General features: G+C 39.2%; 20 protein-coding genes. 19 read left to right on the top strand and 1 reads right to left on the bottom strand.

The genetic code is table 11. The features are described 5' to 3' along the window. Window positions 1-8: 8 nt before the first annotated feature. From MKY46_RS07195 to MKY46_RS07225, 7 genes are all read left to right on the top strand, one after another. Window positions 9-1,040, top strand: a complete 1,032-nt coding sequence (locus MKY46_RS07195) for a helix-turn-helix domain-containing protein (RefSeq protein ID WP_058844235.1) — start codon at window positions 9-11, stop codon at window positions 1,038-1,040. Continuing rightward, complete coding sequence (locus MKY46_RS07200; protein WP_058844236.1) at window positions 1,041-2,483, top strand: RecQ family ATP-dependent DNA helicase; 1,443 nt, start codon at window positions 1,041-1,043, stop codon at window positions 2,481-2,483. A gap of 86 nt (window positions 2,484-2,569) precedes the next feature. Further along, the gene (locus MKY46_RS07205) at window positions 2,570-3,286 is read left to right on the top strand and encodes a LysM peptidoglycan-binding domain-containing protein (protein ID WP_036126804.1); all 717 of its coding nucleotides are present in this window, start codon (window positions 2,570-2,572) and stop codon (window positions 3,284-3,286) included. Between the two features lie 144 nt (window positions 3,287-3,430). Continuing rightward, window positions 3,431-4,186, top strand: coding sequence for a metallophosphoesterase (locus tag MKY46_RS07210; RefSeq protein ID WP_036126801.1), 756 nt, complete (start codon window positions 3,431-3,433; stop codon window positions 4,184-4,186). A 113-nt stretch (window positions 4,187-4,299) separates the two neighbouring features. After that, window positions 4,300-5,265 (top strand): YpdA family putative bacillithiol disulfide reductase, encoded by a 966-nt coding sequence (locus MKY46_RS07215; RefSeq protein WP_036126799.1) that lies wholly within the window; start codon window positions 4,300-4,302, stop codon window positions 5,263-5,265. A 58-nt stretch (window positions 5,266-5,323) separates the two neighbouring features. Then, the gene (locus MKY46_RS07220) at window positions 5,324-5,884 is read left to right on the top strand and encodes a glycerol-3-phosphate acyltransferase (protein WP_058844237.1); all 561 of its coding nucleotides are present in this window, start codon (window positions 5,324-5,326) and stop codon (window positions 5,882-5,884) included. A gap of 4 nt (window positions 5,885-5,888) precedes the next feature. Beyond that, window positions 5,889-7,445: an aminotransferase class V-fold PLP-dependent enzyme gene (locus MKY46_RS07225; protein WP_058844238.1), complete on the top strand. Its 1,557-nt coding sequence runs from the start codon at window positions 5,889-5,891 to the stop codon at window positions 7,443-7,445. Between the two features lie 13 nt (window positions 7,446-7,458). Here the strand turns inward: MKY46_RS07225 and MKY46_RS07230 are convergent, their stop codons facing one another. Continuing rightward, window positions 7,459-8,427, bottom strand: coding sequence for an asparaginase (locus MKY46_RS07230; RefSeq protein ID WP_101966335.1), 969 nt, complete (start codon window positions 8,425-8,427; stop codon window positions 7,459-7,461). A gap of 85 nt (window positions 8,428-8,512) precedes the next feature. Between MKY46_RS07230 and prsW the strand changes: the two genes are divergently transcribed. From prsW to spoIVA, 12 genes are all read left to right on the top strand, one after another. Then, the gene (gene prsW / locus MKY46_RS07235) at window positions 8,513-9,187 is read left to right on the top strand and encodes a glutamic-type intramembrane protease PrsW (RefSeq protein WP_036126792.1); all 675 of its coding nucleotides are present in this window, start codon (window positions 8,513-8,515) and stop codon (window positions 9,185-9,187) included. 97 nt (window positions 9,188-9,284) lie between these two features. Beyond that, window positions 9,285-10,094 (top strand): spore cortex-lytic enzyme, encoded by an 810-nt coding sequence (gene sleB / locus MKY46_RS07240; RefSeq protein ID WP_036126789.1) that lies wholly within the window; start codon window positions 9,285-9,287, stop codon window positions 10,092-10,094. Between the two features lie 15 nt (window positions 10,095-10,109). Beyond that, window positions 10,110-11,393 (top strand): PepSY1/2 domain-containing protein, encoded by a 1,284-nt coding sequence (locus MKY46_RS07245; RefSeq protein ID WP_036126787.1) that lies wholly within the window; start codon window positions 10,110-10,112, stop codon window positions 11,391-11,393. Window positions 11,394-11,479: 86 nt separating this feature from the next. After that, window positions 11,480-12,139, top strand: a complete 660-nt coding sequence (locus MKY46_RS07250) for a flagellar brake protein (RefSeq protein ID WP_058844239.1) — start codon at window positions 11,480-11,482, stop codon at window positions 12,137-12,139. A gap of 96 nt (window positions 12,140-12,235) precedes the next feature. Next, window positions 12,236-12,910 (top strand): (d)CMP kinase, encoded by a 675-nt coding sequence (cmk, locus tag MKY46_RS07255; protein ID WP_036126782.1) that lies wholly within the window; start codon window positions 12,236-12,238, stop codon window positions 12,908-12,910. Between the two features lie 102 nt (window positions 12,911-13,012). Continuing rightward, window positions 13,013-14,149 (top strand): 30S ribosomal protein S1, encoded by a 1,137-nt coding sequence (gene rpsA / locus MKY46_RS07260; RefSeq protein ID WP_058844241.1) that lies wholly within the window; start codon window positions 13,013-13,015, stop codon window positions 14,147-14,149. Between the two features lie 127 nt (window positions 14,150-14,276). After that, window positions 14,277-14,489: a hypothetical protein gene (locus MKY46_RS07265; RefSeq protein ID WP_058844242.1), complete on the top strand. Its 213-nt coding sequence runs from the start codon at window positions 14,277-14,279 to the stop codon at window positions 14,487-14,489. Between the two features lie 390 nt (window positions 14,490-14,879). Beyond that, the gene (der, locus tag MKY46_RS07270) at window positions 14,880-16,190 is read left to right on the top strand and encodes a ribosome biogenesis GTPase Der (protein ID WP_036126778.1); all 1,311 of its coding nucleotides are present in this window, start codon (window positions 14,880-14,882) and stop codon (window positions 16,188-16,190) included. A gap of 108 nt (window positions 16,191-16,298) precedes the next feature. Further along, on the top strand, window positions 16,299-17,315 hold the full coding sequence (locus MKY46_RS07275) for an NAD(P)H-dependent glycerol-3-phosphate dehydrogenase (RefSeq protein ID WP_058844243.1): 1,017 nt from the start codon (window positions 16,299-16,301) through the stop codon (window positions 17,313-17,315). A 224-nt stretch (window positions 17,316-17,539) separates the two neighbouring features. Then, on the top strand, window positions 17,540-17,752 hold the full coding sequence (locus MKY46_RS07280; RefSeq protein ID WP_008180416.1) for a DUF2768 domain-containing protein: 213 nt from the start codon (window positions 17,540-17,542) through the stop codon (window positions 17,750-17,752). A gap of 24 nt (window positions 17,753-17,776) precedes the next feature. Then, window positions 17,777-18,559 carry a hypothetical protein gene (locus tag MKY46_RS07285; protein WP_058844244.1) on the top strand — a complete coding sequence of 261 codons (783 nt, stop codon included), beginning with the start codon at window positions 17,777-17,779 and terminating at the stop codon, window positions 18,557-18,559. A 93-nt stretch (window positions 18,560-18,652) separates the two neighbouring features. After that, entirely contained in the window at window positions 18,653-20,131 is a 1,479-nt protein-coding gene (gene spoIVA / locus MKY46_RS07290; RefSeq protein ID WP_036126772.1) for a stage IV sporulation protein A, read from the top strand. Window positions 20,132-20,186 lie beyond the last annotated feature (55 nt).

Here is a 20,186-nt window from a genome sequence, read left to right on the forward strand (position 1 = left end):
TTGCGTCAATGTTTCATCAAATTTTATTGCAAATCTTTCAAAAACTCCATAAGGAGCGGACAATTTCGGCAGCCTATCATGTCCTAAGAGGAAAGCGTTCAGGCCAGACAATTCAAGATATTGGTCTTTTTCAGTTGCATCCATATTTTGGTCTGTTGCCGAAACTACCTCGTGCCACATTTGACGAGGCGGTTACCTTATTTATGCAATATAGTTGGTTAAACGTGCAGGAATCCGGTCATTTTTACATGGAAAAGCTAGGATTGCAGCGTGCACAGCAAACACCGACCTTTTTCTTTGATGGTTGGCATTATCGAGGGAATGAGCATGTTTTTTATGCAAGGCTTTCTCTCCTTGTCCAAAGCTTGTCACATCAAACTGCAACAGTTCGTTCTTTTTCACCAATCAGTAGGGATCCAGTAATTCAAGCATGGGTGCGCTCTTTTTTACAGGAGCATCATTACAAGGAGGGTCATTTGCAGCAACAATTAGTGGTAGAATGCACAAATGTACTCCAAACGATCCCTGTTTCAGATGCCAACAAACAGCTTGTTCTTTACCGCCTCAGTGGTTATCGATTACCAGGCTGGACTTGGCAACAGCTTGCATTTGAACGGAAGGAGAACGTGTTAGATAGTCAATTAGCATTTATAGAAACACTACATATATTATTAAATGAAGTGCAACAAAAATTAAATGATTACCCACTGCTTGGTCGAGTGGCTGAAGGGTTAAAAGTGACAATTTTATTAACTGATTCTGCCCAGCAAACAGCACAGTTATATGAGCAAGGCTATTCAATGGAGGAAATTGTACAAAAGCGAAAATTAAAACAAAGTACAATTGAGGATCATTTTGTAGAATTAGCCATGTATGAACCGAACTTTTCTATTGGACCATTCGTCTCATATGAAGAAGCACAAAAAGTTTGGCAGGTATCCAAGCAATATCAAACAAAAAAATTGAAAATATTACATGGAGCATTAGAGGACATGAGTTATTTTCAATTAAGGCTTGTCCTTGCGAAAGGAGAAGTTTAAATGGAACTTGAACAATTATTGCACAAGCATTTTGGTTATTCATCATTTCGACCAGGGCAGAAAGAAGTCATTGAAGCTTTGCTGCAAGAGCAAGACGTTATTGCCTTATTGCCGACAGGAATGGGGAAATCACTCTGCTACCAGCTTCCAGCCTATATATTAGAAAAGCCTGTCTTAATTGTGTCACCATTGCTTTCATTAATGCAGGATCAGGTAGAAGAGCTGAAGCGTTTTGGAGAAAAGAGAGTGATCGCTTTAAATTCTTTTTTATCCCAAACAGAAAAACGCTATGTACTACATTATCTAGAGCAGTATCGGTTTATCTTTACCTCACCAGAAATGTTATTACAGCAGCAGGTACAAGAGAAATTAGCGCAAATGAAGCTTGGCTTAATCGTAGTGGATGAAGCGCACTGTATATCACAATGGGGCTTTGATTTTCGACCGGATTATTTACGAATTGGTGAATGGTTTTCGAGGGGAAATCGCCCGCCAATATTGGCGCTATCCGCCACAGCAACGGATAAGGTCGTTCGAGATATACGTGAGACCCTATCACTCAAGGCGCCATTTGAATTTATGTATAATGTTGACCGTGCAAATATTCATTTAGGTCGTATAGTAGTAGAGGATAAGGCTGATAAAGCTAGGTGGCTCATGCAGCATATTAAAGAAACAGCAGGGCCAGGTATTTTGTATGTATCTTCACGCAAACGTGCGCAGCAATATAGTGAAGCCCTTTTACAAGCAGGTATTCGCACCGCAGCATACCATGCAGGCTATGGAGCAGAAGACCGTCAGTTTATTCAGCAGCAGTTTATAGATGGTGAACTGGATTGGATAGTCGCCACGAATGCTTTTGGTATGGGCATCAATAAACTTAATATACGTCAGGTTATACATGAATCGATGCCTGCCAACATAGCGAATTATATGCAGGAAATAGGTCGTGCAGGGCGTGATGGTCAGTCTGCACTTGCCATTTTGCTGTATAGTGAAGGGGATGAAGAGCTAGCGAAATTTGTTGTGACAGGTGATTTGCCGACACCACACCATGTTGATCGCTATCAGGAGCTGCTTTCCCAGCAAATACAGCCAACACAGATGCTGAAAAATGGTGAGCTGAGCGAGACAGCTTTTCGTGTGCTGGATTATTGGGTGCAACAAGAATCTAGTGAACAAGTGAAGGCTCGATTAAATCATTTAGCCCTAGAGAAATACAGTGCGGTGAACGAAATGCTAAAAATCATTCAGACAAAAGACTGTATTCGTGAACATTTAGTCGGGTATTTTGGGCAAAAATTGCAGAAAAAGCCGGAAAACTGTTGTGAAAATTGTGGAATCCATTATGATGAAATCAAGAAAACACGCTTACAAGAAGATAAGAAAATTGAAATGGTTTCGTGGGAAAGTCGATTGCAGCAACTTTTAATGGGTATTTAGACTAAAACTGACGGTCATTTACTTTTTTCGTAAAATTCGTCATAATAGACATGATAGAAAGCGTAGTAAGGTTGGGGGAAAGGCGAATGAATAAAGAAGATTATCGCGATAAAATAGAAGAACATCGTCAATCATTTGAAGATGAACAAAATGAACAGCAATCCTTATCAAGAGTTTCCAGAATGAATAAAAATGGCAATAAAAATAAAAAGCCAAAAAATACAAGACGGAAAACACCGTTAATGACGATTTTGTTTGTTATTTTTATCCTAATTCCATTAACAATTCTTATTTATTTTTGGAAATTTTATGAGCCAGGAAAAACGATTGAACAAGCTGAAAAAGATACAGCAGAACAGGTCGTCGAATTAGATCCTTCCGAGTCATCTGCATCTGATAAAGAGAAAGATAAAGGTAAGGGACAAGACGATCAAGGAGATAAAAAAGCACAGGAGCAATCTCAAAAAGATGCAGACAAATTAGCAGCTGAACAAAAGGCTGCGGAAGAAGCGAAAAAAGCTGAAGAAGCAAAAAAAGCTGAGGAAGCGAAAAAAGCCGAAGAAGCTAGAATAGCACAACAACAGGCAGAGGCAGCAAGAAAAGCAGAAGAGGCGAAAAAAGCCGAAGAAGCGAAACAAAATGCTAAAGCCACTACACATACTGTCAAAGCGAATGAGAACTTATACCGAATCGCATTGAATCATTATGGCGATGGTAGTGAGGCGACATTAGCTAAAATTCGTGCTTTCAATGGTATGTCTTCAAATACGGTCAGGGTTGGGCAAGTAATTAGGCTACCTTAATAAGATTTTTTAATGGTTATATAGTTTTTCTAGTATAAAATAACAGACAAACGTTCACACCAAAACGTACGTCTGATTTAGCGAAAAGGCGATTCTTCTTAAGAAATGAATCGCCTTTTTGCTGTCGTAAGGAGAAGTGAGGAAATGCTATATATAGGGCTATTTCTTTTAGTTGTCATCGCCTTTCTACTTTATATGTGGAAGGTAGCGCATGAAAATAATGTATTACATCACCAGCTTTCATTACACGGTGAACAGGAACAGGTACGATTATTTTTTATTTCAGATGTACATTTACGTAAAATAAATAAAAAAATGATTGCACAATTAGAGGGACATTTTGATGCTGTGATTATTGGTGGTGACTTTGCAGATAGCCGCACACCTATTGAACGGATTCATGAAAATTTGACTTTATTAAAGTCTATCGCACCAATCTATTTTGTGTGGGGCAATAATGACAGAGAAATTGGAGAAGAAAGGCTAAAGGACATTTTACAGGCCTATCAGGTTCAAATCATTGTCAATGATGCTGTGCTACTTCCTGTAAAAAATCGTTTTTGGTTAAGTGCAATTGAAGATACAACAGTGAAAGAATATAGCTTTGAAAAGGCCTTTGAAAAGGTAGGAGAGCAGGATTTAGTTGTTTTCATTGCACATAACCCAGGTGTTTTTGCCAAAGTTCGAGCAAAGTTCCGAGCAGATTTAATGATGGGGGGACATTTACATGGGGGGCAGATTCGATTCGGTCCTTATGGTGTTCATCCCAACGGTTCCTATCGACAGCGTGATGGTGTCATGACCTTAGTAAGTAATGGCTATGGCACGACATTAGTGCCTTTTCGACTTGGCGCAAAACCTCAATGTCATATTATTGACATTGATATTTCGAGTAAATAACCAACCAATTCTTGTGAGAAGGCGTATAATAAAAAGGTATCGTCTATTCTATAATTATGTGAAAGCATGAAGCAGCAACTAATGCTGTTCAAATTCGATTGGAGTGTCAAGAAATGCAGCAAGCAGATGCAATTATTGTTGGAGGTGGCCCATGTGGCTTAGCAGCAGCAATAGCTTTGCAAAATATTGGATTACAACCTATTGTGATCGAAAAGGGCAATATCGTGAATGCCATCTATCACTATCCTACACATCAAACTTTTTTCAGTACAAGTGAACGTTTAGCTATTGGTGACGTACCTTTTATTATTGAAGGCCGTAAACCAAAACGAAACCAAGCACTTGTTTACTATCGAGAGGTTGTCCGCTTGAAAAATATACAAGTAAATCGCTTTGAAAAAGTGCAAAGTGTTGTGAAAAATAACGATGTGTTCACTGTCACATCTGATAAAGATACGTATGAAACGCCGTATGTAGTAATTGCAACGGGCTATTACGATCACCCGAATTATATAAATATTAAGGGTGAACAGTTACCCAAAGTATTCCATTACTTTAAAGAGGGACATGAATTTTTTGATACGGATGTACTTGTTATTGGTGGCAAAAATTCAGCTATAGATGCTGCGTTGGAATTAAATAAAGCAGGCGCTCGTGTAACAGTTGTCTATCGTGGTAGTGAATATTCTTCAAGCATTAAACCGTGGGTCTTACCTGAATTTGAAGGGGTAGTCAAAACGGGAGAAGTTGATATGCGTTTTAATACGAATGTGCTAGAAATTCGTGAGCATGAAGTGGTTTTAGAAGTAGCTGGGCAAGAGCAAGTAGTAAAAAATGATTTCGTTTTTGCTATGACTGGCTACCATCCAGATCACACTTTTGTCAAAGCGATGGGCGTTGAGATTGATGAAGAAACAGGGCGTCCTTTTGTTACGCCAGAAACGATGGAAACTAATGTCGAGGGCTTATTCATTGCGGGAGTTATTGCAGCAGGGAATAATGCCAATGAAATTTTTATCGAAAATGGGCGTTTCCATGGTGAATGTATTGCTCGAATTATTGAGCAAAGAAAAAAATAATGACCGAGGCTGTATAGGCATCTAGCTTATACAGCCTTTTTAGTAAGGAGGAATCACATTGATTGGGTTGTACTGGGCCCTTAGCTATTTAATGGGAAACTTCATGACAGCTTATTTCGTTGGTAAGGTGTATGGTGTCAATTTGCAGGCAGAGCGTAGTAAAAACTTGGGCGCACGTAATGCGGGAAGTGTTATTGGAAAAGCGGCTTTTGTTTGGACTTTTCTTGGTGATGCACTGAAAGGAGTACTAGTCGTTTGGTTAGGGTATTTGTGGCAATTAGAAGAATGGGTCATGATTGGTGGAGCTGCATGGGTGATAGCCGGACATTTATTTCCTATCTGGTTGAAATTTAATGGCGGAAAAGGTGTGGCTACTTTTATCGGTGTTGGAATCGCCTTATCACCGAGCCTATTTTTATGGATGATTATTGGTACCATGCTTTCACTTGTCTTTACACGAAGTTTGACACTTAGTATGGTTGGAGGCTTTATTTTCTATATAGGAGCTATTATTCAGGCGGGGAAATTAGAGCCATATGGACTGCTCATTATAGCAATCATGTGCATGCTCATCAAGCATATGTCTAATATTCAGGAATCGTTAAAAAGGAGGAAGTGAAGAGATGTATTGGTGTAAAATTGCCCAAACAAATGCCGAGTTTGAGGCTATCGCTCGATTGAATTATGAAACATTTGTTGAAGAGATTCCACAGCATGAAGCGAATTCGACAAGAATAAAAGTTGATCGATTTCATCAGGAGAATACATATGTCGTTGTGTATAAGGAAACAGAATTAATTGGAATGGTCGCGTTTAGAGATCAACGACCGTTCTCGATTGATGAAAAAATTGGCGAGATTGAGGGATATTTACCTAAAGAAAATTGTGTGAAACCTTGCGAAATTCGATTACTTTCAGTGAAAAAGGGTTATCGAACGGGGCGGGTACTATTGAAACTTACACAAGCTTTAACTACCTTTGCCTACGAAAAAGGCTATACAGCAGCAGTAATTTCAGGGACAACAAGAGAAGAAAAGCTGTATAAGCAGATGGGCTTTAAACAATTTGCACCAGCTGTAGGAGCAAAAGATGCAATATTTTTACCGATGGTGCTAACAAGACATGAATTTGAACAATCATTACAACATAGACTAGCGACGGAACAGTTTACATTTTATCCAGGACCTGTGAAGCAATTGGAGATGAGTAATTATTCAGATTTATCGCACCGATCGTTACCATTTTATGCACTTTATGAACGAGTGCAAAAAAAGCTACTGCATTTATCGAATGCCAATTATATTGGTGTAATCGTTGGTACGGGGACATTGGCAAATGATGTGATGCTGGCCCAATTAAAGGCGCAACAATTAGGGAAAGGGCTTATTTTAACAAATGGTGAATTTGGCGAACGTTTACGGAAGCAGGCTACTCGCTGGTCATTATCGTTTGATGTAGTGGAGAAAGACTGGGGGACAGCGTTTGATGGAGATGAGGTGGCGTCACTGCTTGAAACGGGGGCTTATCAGTGGATGCTAGCAGTGCAGGGTGAGACTTCCACAGGGACTTGTAATGATTTAGAGCATTTGAGTGAGCTAGCTAGGCAATACCATGTAAAGCTATGTATAGATAGTATCAGTACGTTTGGTGCCATGCCATTTTCTTTACAAGACTGTTATTTGGCTACAGCAGTGAGTGGCAAAGCCATCGGTGCGTTAAGCGGGCTAGCATTTGTGTTTTCACAATCCCTTGTACCACCAGCTGCTACATTACCTGCTTATCTTGATTTAGCAAATTATCAGCAAGGTGCCATACCATTTACACTACCTGCAATGTTATTGGGTAATGTTGAGGTGGCATTACAAGCCTATCCAGCACGCTATGAGCAGCTACAGCAACGCTTTCAGGCACTGCTGCAGCTTCCCATCATGCAATATCAATACCGAACAGTCCACTATCCAATGCTTGTAACTGTTCGATTGCCAAGTACTTATTCTAACCTACCCATTGATCTAGCATTAAATGGGCTATTGGTTCATGGTGAAAGTCATTATTTACAACAAAGGGGATTCATTCAATTTTCCGTAATACAACCAGATTTCGACGAAGCCTTAGCTCGTCTTCGTGAAATATTGTACTACTATGAACAAGTGATAGCGGCAGAGCAAAGTACCAGCTAAAAATATATTGCCTTTACAGGAAAAAGTCCTTTAAGTTAATAGGCGTGCCTGTAGTGTTTAGACCTATTAACAATTTTAAGCGTGCCTTTTGGCCATTAATACCTGTGGCGAAAATTGCACCTAAGTCTTCCAGCATTTTCCCTCCACCAATGTAGCCATAAACACCCTCTGCAATCCCATTGAAGCAGCGGGATACGAGCACTACTGGAATGTCTCGCTGTAAAAGGCTTTCAATTCCTTTTACTACAGATGGAGGGACATTCCCTTGACCTAGTCCTTCCAGTACGACGCCATCATATTTGCATGCAAGCACGATATCTAGTAAATCTTCCTCCATTCCAGCATACACTTTTAACATCGCCACGCGCTTGGATAAATTGTTAACATCTACATATTGTCGACGAATGGGTGCATGATGGAATAGGATACGTGATTTTGTAATTAATCCAATCGGCCCATACTGTGGAGATTGGAAAGTATTCACTGAGCTCGTGCTTGTTTTAGTTGTGTTAACAGCAAGATGAACCTCATCATTCATGACAACAAGTACCCCTTTATTACGTGCTTCTTCATCGACGGCTACTCGGACTGCTTCCACTAAATTATAAATGCCATCTGCCCCTAGTTCGTTAGAAGAGCGCATGGCACCTGTCAGTACAATGGGGATGTCTAAGTTCGTTGTTAGCTCTAAGAAATAGGCAGTTTCTTCTAAAGTATCCGTACCATGTGTGATGACAACACCATCGATTGGCTGTGCTGTCATTTGCTCCATAATCACGTTGCGCAATTGTAGCATTTCCTTCGGTGTGATATGTGGAGAAGGAAGGTTAAAAGCTTCTATTTCGATGATGTTTGCAAGTGAAGCTAGTTTATTACTTTCCTTCATAAGGGGATTTTCTTCATTCGGCATGACTGCTCCTTCAGCACTCATAGCCATGGAGATTGTGCCGCCAGTATGAATTAATAAAATTGTTTTTTTCATAAAAAATAAAATCTCCTTTTAAAAAGTTTTTTTGTCATTACATGGTATAATAATAGCAGTCTAATTGTTGAAAGGAGCCGGCATCATGATCATTTTATTATCTGCTGCCATTGCTCCCGGTCTAGCGCTTTTTAGTTATTTCTATTTGCGCAATCAGATGGCTACGGAGCCAAGAAGAACTTTACTACAAACGTTTTTATACGGTGCATTCTTAACGTTCCCAATCATGTTTTTACAGTATGTATTAACAGAGGAAGGGGTTTTTCGATATCTTTATCTTCAAGACGTTCTTTTTTCTAGTGTCATTGAAGAGTTTTTTAAATGGTTTGTGCTATTAATTGCAATCTATAATCATGTAGAATTTGATGACCCATACGATGGTATATTATATGGTGCCAGCATATCACTTGGTTTTGCTACGATTGAAAATGTTCTCTATTTACTGTCCTTTGGCTTGGACACGGCATTCATGCGAGCCTTATTACCAGTATCGAGCCATGCATTGTTTGGTGTCGTAATGGGCTATTATTATGGACGGGCTAAGTTTTCAAAGCTTGTTAAGACGAAAGAAATGATTGCTATGGCGCTCTGTGCACCAGTTGTACTTCACATTCTATACAATACAATATTATCATTCAAAGGTCACTGGGTTTATTTAATGATACCTTTTATGTTGTTTTTATGGTGGTTTGGCTTGCGCAAAGTAAAACTTGCTCATTACCATCTGGTACAACATCTCCATATGCAAAAGAAAATTTAAAGCGTAGAAATCGTCAAAGATTTCTACGCTTTATTTCTGTTTTAGCATGTATAAATTACTCCTTTTGTTTCAAGCTATAAAAAAAGGAGTGATAAAAGTGCGTTTAGTAAGCATACTTTTTGCTTTGATATTAGGAATTAGTATAATTGCGATTCCTCAAAATGATGCCAATGCATTTAGCGATCAGCAAATTACTCGTGGTGCCTATGGAGATGATGTTATTGAATTACAGGCTAGGCTACAATACTTAGGTTTTTATAAGAGTAAAATTGATGGCAAATTTGGCTATAACACATACTGGGCTTTGCGTAATTTCCAAGAGAATTATGGTTTGCCAGTAGACGGAATTGCCGGCACTAAGACAAAAAAAGCATTAGCAGGCAATTCTGATTATGATGAAAAATGGGTTAAGGCACAATTGAATGCAGGAAATCAATTTACTTACTATGGTGGTAAGCCACTTGATCAACAAGTGAAAAAAGGCACTGGCGGTGGTAATAGCAGTGGAAGTAGCAATAAGAATGGTACACAGACACAGGTTCCACCAAAATATACGGAACGAGATTTACAATTAATAGCCAATGCCGTTTATGGAGAAGCTAGGGGAGAACCTTATGAGGGGCAAGTAGCAGTAGCGGCCGTTATTTTGAACCGCTTGGAAAGCCCAGATTTCCCGAATACTATTTCAGGTATTATCTTCCAACCGTTAGCGTTTACAGCAGTAGCAGATGGTCAAATTTGGCTAGAACCAAATGAACGTGCAAAAGAAGCTGTTATTGATGCTATGAACGGCTGGGACCCATCTGAAAATGCATTGTATTATTTCAATCCTAAAACAGCAACAAGTAAATGGATTTGGTCACGCCCACAAATTAAACAAATAGGAGAGCATATTTTCTGTTCATAGGAAGGAGGAACATAGATGAAAACTTGGCTCGTGGTCTTAACAATCGCTGTCATTGGATTAGGAGCATATAGTATTAATTTACATGGAGATAAAGAAGATTTACAACGTACCGTGCTCGCACAGTATACAGATAAGTTAACAGATGCTTCTGAAAAACTGTCCCATCTTCAGCGTTCAGTATCGCAATCCCTCTTGTTTCAAGACGAGCAGGCGATTCACAATGAGCTAGACTCAGTTTGGCGTTTAAGCTCAGAAGTTCGTTCTTCTATTGCAAATATTCCTATTGGACAAGAATTATCGAATCAATGGATGAATTACTTAGGGCGACTTGGCGATGAAGCTAAAAGAACAGCCAAAACAGGTGATTATGATGCTTGGCGTGAAAAGATGCCACAGGTGTCAACCAATTTACAGTCTCTTTCTGATGAATGGACAGCTGCAACCGTTGATTTTTATAAGCATGATGGAAAAATGGATATTTGGCTACAGCAAGTAGATAATAAAAATCCAAATACACAATTTGATACTGTGAAAGATACGTTAAAAGGCTACGGTGAAAAGGATTTCCCATTAACTTTATCTGAATCTGATTGGCAGAAAAAAATTGAGTTAAAGGCATTGCAGGATGCCGTTATTACCGAAAAAGAAGCACTAGAAAAAGTGAAATATTTATTCCCAGTCATTAAAGATGCTACATTCACTGTCACAAAAAGTAGTGATACAGCACCATATCCTTTCTATCATATCCAATTCCACCAAGGGATACGTCTAGGGTATGTTGATTTAACAGAAAAGGGTGGCCATTTATTATCCTATTTAGTAGAACGACCTGTTGATGAAGCTAAGCTATCACAAGAAGAAGTTCTTAAAAAGGCACAAGATTATGTTAAGAAATTAGGCATGAAGGATGTAGCCTATGTGGAATCACGTGAAAACCACCAAGCATGGCATGTGACATTTGCCCGTGTAAATCCAGGCGATAATGCGTTAATTTATGCTGACGGTGTGCAATTAAAATTAGCGAAAGATACAGGTGAGCTATTAGGTGCTAATGCGATGGAATATATTCAAGAAGAGAATATCAAACCGCAAACCGCTAAGCCTATTGATTGGAAAACGTTCTTCCAGGACGATATTCAAGTACAAGAAGTAAAAAATATTTATACAGACAATGGACAATTTGAACAACGTCTTTGCTATGAGGTCATTGCATTACGTGACGGAAATACACAAGAAACATTCCGAATCGTTATTGATGCGGAAAATCACAACGTATTAAAAGTAGAATATCTCACTTAGTAATAAGAAAATACTACCAATTTTTATAGCCAAAATAAACATCTCATGAGATAATTAAACTATAATTTTCGTACGGGGAGATGCTCATGGAAATAAAAATTGGTACACAATTACAACTTGAACCTACTTATACCGAGCGTGTGGAGAAATTCCAATGTAAAGTGGTAGAGCAGCAAGACAATATTCTTTATATCGACTATCCAGTTAATACGGCAACGAAGAAAACGGCGTTTTTAATAGATGGCTCAGAATTTAGAGCGACTTTTCGAACCGAAGATAAACATTCCTTTGCTTTTAAAACAGAGGTCATTGGTCGTAAAGCAGGTAATATACCGATGATTATGTTGCATTGTCCAAAGCCGGAGGAATTTATAAAAATTCAACGACGAGAATATGTCCGAGTGGAAACACCAGTGGATGTAGCGGTCCAATTCAAGGATCATAAATATCAACTTGTGTCAGCAGATATTAGCGCAGGAGGCTTGGCAATCATCTTGAAGGGAACAGTAGCTTTCAAAGATGATGATGAGGTAAAATTAACGATCGCATTGCCGTTTACTAATGGAGAAGTCAAATACGTTATTACAGAAGCTACCGTCGTGCGCATTTTTGAAAAAGAGGGTAAACGCATTGCGACAATCCAGCTAACGGATACAGATGACGTCGACCAACAGCATATTGTGCGTTTTTGCTTTGAGCGTCAATTAGTCAATCGTCGTAAGGAATTGAATCCATTTAATGTTTAATGTTCATGATGAATATTTTTATTTAGCCCTCTCCTAGCAGAGGGCTTTTTTTAGGTTATATGGTACAATAAAAAGCGATAGAAAGTAGGGAAGAATATGAAAAAAAACATTCAAATTGCGATAGACGGACCGGCTGGTGCTGGTAAAAGTACAATCGCGAAAATTGTTGCAGAAGCACTTGGATTTACTTATATTGACACAGGTGCAATGTATCGAGCAGTTACGTATAAAGCGATGCAACAAAACATACATTTAAATGATGAAGCAAAATTAGCAGAGATGCTAGCGGCTAGCACAATCGAATTGAAACCATCCCAACAAGGACAGCTAGTCTTTTTAGATGGTCACGATGTGACAGCGGAAATACGCTCAAATGAAGTCACTTCATCCGTTTCTCAAGTTGCTGCCCATGCGAAAGTTCGTGAGCTATTGGTTGCGCAACAGCAAAAGCTGGCAGCTAATGGTGGAGTGGTCATGGATGGTCGTGATATTGCGACACATGTATTAAAACATGCAGAGCTCAAGATTTTTATGTCTGCAACAGTAGAAGAACGTGCTAGACGTCGATTGATTGATAATCAAAAAAGAGGAATTGACTCCTCTCTTGAAAAACTTCAAGAAGAAATTGCGCTCCGTGATAAAAAAGATAGTGAGCGTGAAGCATCGCCACTGATTCAAGCGGAAGATGCCCTATTTTTAGATACGACAGCATTATCCATTGATGATGCAGCACAAGCTATTTTAAAATTAGCAGAAGAAAAAATGCTATAAATCCTAAAATTTCAGACATTTTTAGAATTTAAAGGATTTATTTTTGTCTTTGTCTTCAATATCGAATAAAATAGTAAGGGAAGATGCGAAGGAGGGTTACATATGTCTGAAGAAATGAACTATGCAGAACAAACGTTTAACGAAGGTGATATCGTCAAAGGTATTGCAGCGCAAGTTGATGAAAAGGCAGTATCTGTGTCAATTCCAGGTGCACCGTTTGATGGAATTGTACCGATTAGTGAATTATCAAGCTTACACATTGAGAAAGCTTCTGATGTCATCTCTGTAGGGGATGAATTAGAGTTGATGATTACAAAGGTTGAAGAAGAGAACTTTGTCTTATCAAAACGTAAAGTTGATGCTTTAAAAGCATGGGATACACTTGAGCAGCAATTTGCCGCAGAGGAAATTTTCGAAGCGGAAGTAAAGGATATTGTTAAAGGTGGTCTTGTCGTAGATTTAGGTGTACGTGGCTTTGTACCAGCATCCCTTGTAGAAGACTACTTTGTTGATGATTTTGAAGGCTATAAAGGCAAAACATTAAGCTTCAAAATTGTTGAGCTGGATAAGGACAAAAATCGCCTTATCTTATCACACCGTGCAGTAGTAGAAGCGGAAAAAGCTTCTCAAAAGAAAAATGTCATCAATCAAATTAAAGCTGGCGAGGTATTAGATGGTAAAGTACAGCGTTTAGCATCATTTGGCGCATTTATCGACCTTGGCGGTATTGATGGCCTTGTACACATTTCACAAGTGTCACATGAGCATGTGAATGATGTGAGCGAGGTTTTAGCTGAAGGACAAGACGTTAAAGTAAAAGTTCTGTCAGTGGACCCAGAAAATGAACGTATTTCATTATCCATCAAAGAAACGATGCCAGGACCTTGGTCAAGTATCGAAGAGCGTGCAGCGAAAGGCACTATTTTAGATGGTCGAGTGAAGCGTCTTACTTCATTTGGTGCATTTGTGGAAGTATTCCCAGGTGTGGAAGGCTTAGTGCATATTTCACAAATCGCACATAAGCATATTAACACGCCACATGAAGCGTTAAAAGAGGGACAAGAAGTACAAGTAAAAGTGCTTGATGTCAATGCTGAAGAAGGCCGCTTAGCGCTAAGCATTAAAGAATTACTAGAAAATCCCGAAGCAGAAGAAGTGATCGACTATGAATTACCTGAAGAAAACACAGGTTTCTCATTTGGCGATGTGATTGGCGATCAACTAAAAAACTTTAAATAATAATGTATGGAGCGAGGATGCATAAAGGTATCCTCGCTTTTTTATGTTGACGATGCAGATAGAATCTTCAGGTTGCGGGATAGTATTTTGAAAGCGGTGGAAAGAATTCTTAGATTGAGGGATAGAATTGAAAAAGCGTTGGATAGAACTTTCAGATCGAGGGATAGAATTGAAAAAGCAGTGGATAGAACCCTCAAATCGAAGGCTAACTCATAAAGAGGCGGATAAAAACTTCAAATGGAAGGATAGAACAGAAAAAGTGTTGGATAGAATCTTTAAATGGAAGGATAGAACAGAAAAAGCGGTGGATAGAACCCTCGAATCAAAGGCTAGCACATAAAGTGGTGGATAAAAACTTCAGATAGAAGGATAGAACTTATAAAGAGGTGGATAGAATCTTTAAATGGAAGGATAGAACAGAAAAAGCGATGGATAGAACCCTCGAATCGAGGGCTAGCACATAAAGCGATGGATAGAATCCTTAAATCGAAGGATAGAACAGAAAAAGCGATGGATAGAACCCTCGAATCAAAGGCTAATGCTTAAAGCGTAGGATAGAATCTTCAAATCGCAAGATAAAACTCAAAAATCAGAGGATAGAATCAAATAAAATTCATCAAACGTCTCGTTATTGCCATACATAGCGTTCTACATTATGGATATGATATGATATAATGGCATTTTTCGTGTATAATAGCGAAAGACAAGAAGTTGGAAGGATGAAGTACAGATGACGAAACCAGTAGTAGCCATCGTAGGTCGTCCGAACGTAGGTAAGTCGACGATTTTTAATCGTATCGTTGGAGAGCGTGTTTCGATTGTGGAGGATATCCCAGGCGTAACGCGTGATCGTATTTATAGTTCGGCAGAGTGGTTAACACACGATTTTAATATTATTGATACAGGTGGGATTGAAATTGGAGACGAGCCGTTTTTAGAGCAAATTCGTCAACAAGCTGAAATCGCCATTGATGAAGCGGACGTTATTATTTTTATGACTAATGGTCGTGAAGGGGTAACGGCAGCAGATGAGCAAGTTGCTAAAATTTTATACAAAACAAAAAAACCAGTCGTATTAGCAGTCAATAAAATTGATAATCCTGATATGCGTGAAATGATTTATGATTTTTATGCACTTGGCTTCGGAGAGCCTTGGCCGATTTCTGGTTCGCATGGCTTAGGTTTAGGGGATTTATTAGACGAATGTGCAAAGCATTTCCCGAAAGAAGATGAAGAACAATATGGAGATGATGTGATTAAATTCTCTTTAATTGGTCGTCCGAATGTTGGGAAATCTTCATTAGTAAATGCTTTCTTAGGGCAAGAACGCGTTATCGTTAGTAATATTGCGGGGACAACACGTGATGCTATTGATACGCCATATGAGTATGACGATCAGGAATATGTCATTATTGATACAGCCGGCATGCGTAAAAAAGGGAAAATCTATGAAACCACTGAGAAATACTCGGTTTTACGTGCGCTACGTGCCATTGAACGCTCAGACGTTGTTTTAGTGGTAATGAATGCAGAAGAGGGTATTCAGGAGCAGGATAAAAAAATTGCAGGCTATGCACATGAGGCTGGAAAAGCTGTTGTGATCGTAGTGAATAAATGGGATGCCATTGAAAAAGACGAAAAAACGATGAATGTCTTTACACAGCAAATTCGTGAGCATTTCCTATTTTTAGATTATGCCCCGATTATTTTTGTATCGGCTAATACAAAGCAGCGTGTGCATCAAATTTTACCGATTATTCAACGTGTAAGTGAAAATCATGCGATGCGTATTCAATCTTCTATCTTAAATGAAGTGATTGAGGATTCCGTGGCACGTAATCCCGCGCCGACGGATAAAGGTCGTCGTTTACGTATTTACTATGCTACTCAGGTTGCGATTAAGCCACCGACATTTGTTGTGTTCGTGAATGAGCCTGAGCTGATGCATTTCTCATACGAACGTTTCTTAGAAAATCGAATTCGTGAAACATTTGACTTTGAAGGAACGCCAATTCGTTTAATTACACGTGCTCGTGCTTAAGGTACTAGCTATACACATACAATACGCCAACCCGACATATTTGTTGGGTGGCGTCTTTTTACAAGAACAGAAATTATTATAGACAACCCAACAAAGGGAGGATTTTTTATGGAAAAAGTTTGTGTGTTAGGGGCAGGCTCATGGGGTACTGCACTGGCGATGGTACTAGCGGAAAATGGACATGATACGCTTGTATGGACACATAGAGCTAATCAGGCAGAAGAAATCAACCATCTGCATACGAATAAAAAATATTTACCAGAGACCGTTCTGCCTGCAAATTTACATGCGACGAGTGATATAGCAATGGCAGCTACGCATGCAGAGACTATTGTTGTGGCTGTTCCTACGAAAGCTATTCGAGAAGTTTGTGAGAAATTAACGGCTAAACTAGCTAGAAAAGTGTTATTTGTCCATGTTTCTAAAGGGATTGAGCCAGATTCATTAAAACGAATTTCTGAAATTTTAGCGGAAAGTTTGCCAGCTGAAAATGTGGAAGAAATTGTCGTTCTTTCCGGACCAAGTCATGCCGAGGAAGTTGTGCTGCACCACCCGACAACGGTTACTGCTGCTTGTGCTAACATAGACGCTGCTGAAAAAGTTCAGGATTTATTTATGAATCAATTTTTCCGTGTTTACACAAACGATGATGTGATCGGTGTAGAAATTGGTGGGGCACTGAAAAATGTCATTGCATTAGCTGCAGGTATTACAGATGGCTTGAATTATGGTGATAACGCGAAAGCAGCACTTATTACACGAGGACTTGCGGAGATTACACGTTTAGGTGTAAAAATGGGCGGTAATCCATTTACCTTCTCAGGGCTTACAGGCATGGGAGATTTAATTGTAACCTGTACAAGCGTTCACTCCCGAAACTGGCGAGCTGGGAATATGCTAGGGCAAGGGATGAAGCTACAAGAAGTGTTAGATCAAATGGGCATGGTTGTAGAAGGTGTACGTACCACAAAGGCAGCCTATCAATTAGCAGAAAAGTATGGTGTGGCTATGCCGATTTCCACAGAGCTTTATAGTGTTCTATTTAATGATGTTGAACCGAAAGTGGCGGTTGACGCATTAATGATGCGTATGAAAAAACGAGAAATAGATGATATGAAGCATTAATATTAATTTTTTGATTAAATCTGTCATAAAACGGACATAAATAAGGTGTCTCAACGAATCTGTTGAGACGCCTTATTGTGTGCTATTAGTTGAATAGTGCAAGCACTGTAAAAGAGTTGTCCATTTCTTGATAGTTATGGGACAACTATTTCTTTTTAGCGAAGGCACATAGTATAATATACTTTGATTGTTTCTTGACATTGAACGAAAGGTGGTTATTTGAAATGGGCCCGTTAGCTCATATGCCTGCACTGGATGTAATGTGGGTGTCGTTTTATTGTATAGGCTTTATGATAATATCAGTCGGCTTAATTTATTTAGCTCGGAATAAGATTTCAAATGTATTTTTACGAACAATCGTAAATTTATGTGCATACATACTGTTTGGACTTGGCACATTTTTAATGGTACTAATAGTTGCCACATGGCCAGCATAAAAAATTAATGAGGTGTTCAGTAACATGAAAAAACTAAGTGCTTTTCTGTTGGTATTTGCAACTGCCATACTGTTAGTAGGGTGTGCGTACCCAGAAGACGAAAAAAGGGCAAAGGTCACGCCTGATGTCGACCAGCTAGCTGCAGTTCAACGTGCCGTGAATGAATACCGCGAAGCAACTGGTGGGCTAGTACCAATTAAAAATAGTGAACTTGATACAGACATTTATATCAAATACTTAATCGACTTTGAAAAGCTTATGCCGAAGTATTTGACGACAATTCCTGGTAATGCCTATGAAAAAGGCGGTATATATCAATATATTATTTGGGATCCTGAAGATCAAGCGACGGTCAAATTAGTAGATTTAAATGCGGCTGAGCGTATACGTGAAATAGGTATTCGTAAACTATCTACACAGTATTTGCCAATCAAAGGTTCAATGTCCGATAATGTTTATCAAATTAATTATAAAGATTTGGGCTATAAAACAGATGTGACAGTGAAAAGTCCTTATTCTGGCGTCGAATTACCGCTCTTTATGACAGGTGACGGTGAATTGCATGTGGATTATTCTGTGGATTTAGGACAACTTTTAAAAGAAGACAAGCCTGATGTCAAACCTGGTGATGATATTCGTCAGTTACTTGTCGACAAATATCCTGTAGTGCCTGCTTATTCTGTTCCCTATACAGTGGATGATAATGGTGAGCCAATTTATGATATGGAAACGTATAGTGTAGATGTCCAAAAGGCGAAAGAACGACAAAAACAAGAGGCAGAAGCCGCTGAGAAAAAAGAAGAATAAGAAACAAAGCTCCTTACATTTGTGAGGGGCTTTTTCATATTTGTCTACAAGCTTGCATATAGTGAAAAAGCGTAGATAAAGGAGGCAGAAACCTTGAGTGAAGCAGTATTTAGAGAAATTGCAGAGCGCACAAATGGCGATGTTTATATTGGTGTTGTCGGTCCAGTACGTGTAGGTAAATCAACATTTGTAAAAAAGGTAATGGAATCAGTCGTGTTACCAAATATTGTGGATGAAACAGAAAGAATGCGAGCACAAGATGAGTTGCCACAAAGTTCTCCGGGGCCTGTCATTATGACTGCTGAGCCGAAGTTTGTGCCTGCTCAAGCAACCCGTATTGTGGTCGGCGAAGATGAGATGCCATTCCAAATTCGTTTAGCAGATTGTGTTGGTTATATTATTGATGGGACAAAGGGCTATGAAGATGAAAACGGTCCTAAATATGTTCATACGCCTTGGCATACAGAGCCAATTCCATTTCAGGAAGCCGCTAAAATTGGCACAGATAAGGTGATTCGTGACCATGCGAATATCGGTATTGTTGTTACGACTGATGGTACCGTTAACGGAATCAGTCGCCGTGCCGCAGAGAAGGCAGAAGAGGAAATTGTTGAACAGTTAAAAGAAATCGGCAAGCCTTTTGTCATCCTTCTGAATTGCCAAATGCCAGCGAGAGAGGAAACGGTTCAGCTTCGCAATGAATTGTTTGAACGTTACAATGTGCCTGTTATTGCCATGGCGATTGACCAAATGAGGGAAACGGATATTCAATATATTTTACAAGAGGCGTTATTTGAGTTTCCTATCCGTACAATTGAGGTGGAAAAACCAGATTGGCTGGACGTTTTAGATGCTACACACCCATTAAATGTTGCCTTGATTGATTCCATGGAGGAAGTACTCTCTTCTGTAATGAAAATTCGGGATGTGCAACAGGCGTCAGATGCCTTTAAAGCCATTGATTTTATCGATCAAAGTGAAGTCGTTCATGTAGATGCTGGTGTGGGAACGGCGGTAATTCGTGTATCCCTACAGGGCGAATTGTACAAATCGGTTTGTAATGAATGGCTAGAAGAGCCGATTGAAACGAAAAAGGATTGGCTGCTCTTTATTAAAGAGGCGGCAGAGGCAAAAGAAGCCCAAAAACGCTTCAAAAGTGCGATTCATGATGCTGATACGTCAGGTTATGGTGTGACATTGCCGATGATGCAAGAATTTGAGCCAACAGCACCAGAGCTCATTAAGCAAAATAATTTCTTTGGTGTACGAATGAAAGCAAAGGCGCCATCTTACCATATTATCCGTGTAGATATGGAATCTGAGTTTGCACCGTTAATCGGTTCGGAATTCCATAGTCAGCAACTGCTAAAAGATTTAAATCATGCTTATTTACATGATCGTGATGCATTATGGAATACACAGCTTTTTGGAACGCCACTACACGAAGTATTAAAAGAAGGAATACGCTACAAAATGGATGCAGTTCCATCTACTGCTAAAAAACGTATGCGTCAAACGATTGAACGTATGGTCAACGAAGGTGATCGAGGTTTAGTGACATTTATTTTATAGTGATAAAAATCAAAAAAAAGTACGAAAAATAGATGAAGGGCTTTTCGTTTTTATG

Source organism: Lysinibacillus sp. FSL M8-0355 (assembly GCF_038008985.1).
GTDB classification, from domain to species: Bacteria; Bacillota; Bacilli; order Bacillales_A; family Planococcaceae; genus Lysinibacillus; species Lysinibacillus fusiformis_D.

Bases quoted from the DNA above. Each gene is read 5' to 3' on its own strand.
- der (WP_036126778.1), top strand. From the start codon at position 14,880: ATGACGAAACCAGTAGTAGCCATCGTAGGTCGTCCGAACGTAGGTAAG.
- MKY46_RS07250 (WP_058844239.1), top strand. From the start codon at position 11,480: ATGGAAATAAAAATTGGTACACAATTACAACTTGAACCTACTTATACC.
- MKY46_RS07215 (WP_036126799.1), top strand. From the start codon at position 4,300: ATGCAGCAAGCAGATGCAATTATTGTTGGAGGTGGCCCATGTGGCTTA.
- MKY46_RS07210 (WP_036126801.1), top strand. From the start codon at position 3,431: ATGCTATATATAGGGCTATTTCTTTTAGTTGTCATCGCCTTTCTACTT.
- MKY46_RS07225 (WP_058844238.1), top strand. From the start codon at position 5,889: ATGTATTGGTGTAAAATTGCCCAAACAAATGCCGAGTTTGAGGCTATC.
- MKY46_RS07275 (WP_058844243.1), top strand. From the start codon at position 16,299: ATGGAAAAAGTTTGTGTGTTAGGGGCAGGCTCATGGGGTACTGCACTG.
- MKY46_RS07195 (WP_058844235.1), top strand. From the start codon at position 9: ATGTTTCATCAAATTTTATTGCAAATCTTTCAAAAACTCCATAAGGAG.
- prsW (WP_036126792.1), top strand. From the start codon at position 8,513: ATGATCATTTTATTATCTGCTGCCATTGCTCCCGGTCTAGCGCTTTTT.
- rpsA (WP_058844241.1), top strand. From the start codon at position 13,013: ATGTCTGAAGAAATGAACTATGCAGAACAAACGTTTAACGAAGGTGAT.
- MKY46_RS07245 (WP_036126787.1), top strand. From the start codon at position 10,110: ATGAAAACTTGGCTCGTGGTCTTAACAATCGCTGTCATTGGATTAGGA.
- MKY46_RS07205 (WP_036126804.1), top strand. From the start codon at position 2,570: ATGAATAAAGAAGATTATCGCGATAAAATAGAAGAACATCGTCAATCA.
- MKY46_RS07200 (WP_058844236.1), top strand. From the start codon at position 1,041: ATGGAACTTGAACAATTATTGCACAAGCATTTTGGTTATTCATCATTT.
- MKY46_RS07230 (WP_101966335.1), bottom strand. From the start codon at position 8,427: ATGAAAAAAACAATTTTATTAATTCATACTGGCGGCACAATCTCCATG.
- cmk (WP_036126782.1), top strand. From the start codon at position 12,236: ATGAAAAAAAACATTCAAATTGCGATAGACGGACCGGCTGGTGCTGGT.
- MKY46_RS07280 (WP_008180416.1), top strand. From the start codon at position 17,540: ATGGGCCCGTTAGCTCATATGCCTGCACTGGATGTAATGTGGGTGTCG.
- MKY46_RS07285 (WP_058844244.1), top strand. From the start codon at position 17,777: ATGAAAAAACTAAGTGCTTTTCTGTTGGTATTTGCAACTGCCATACTG.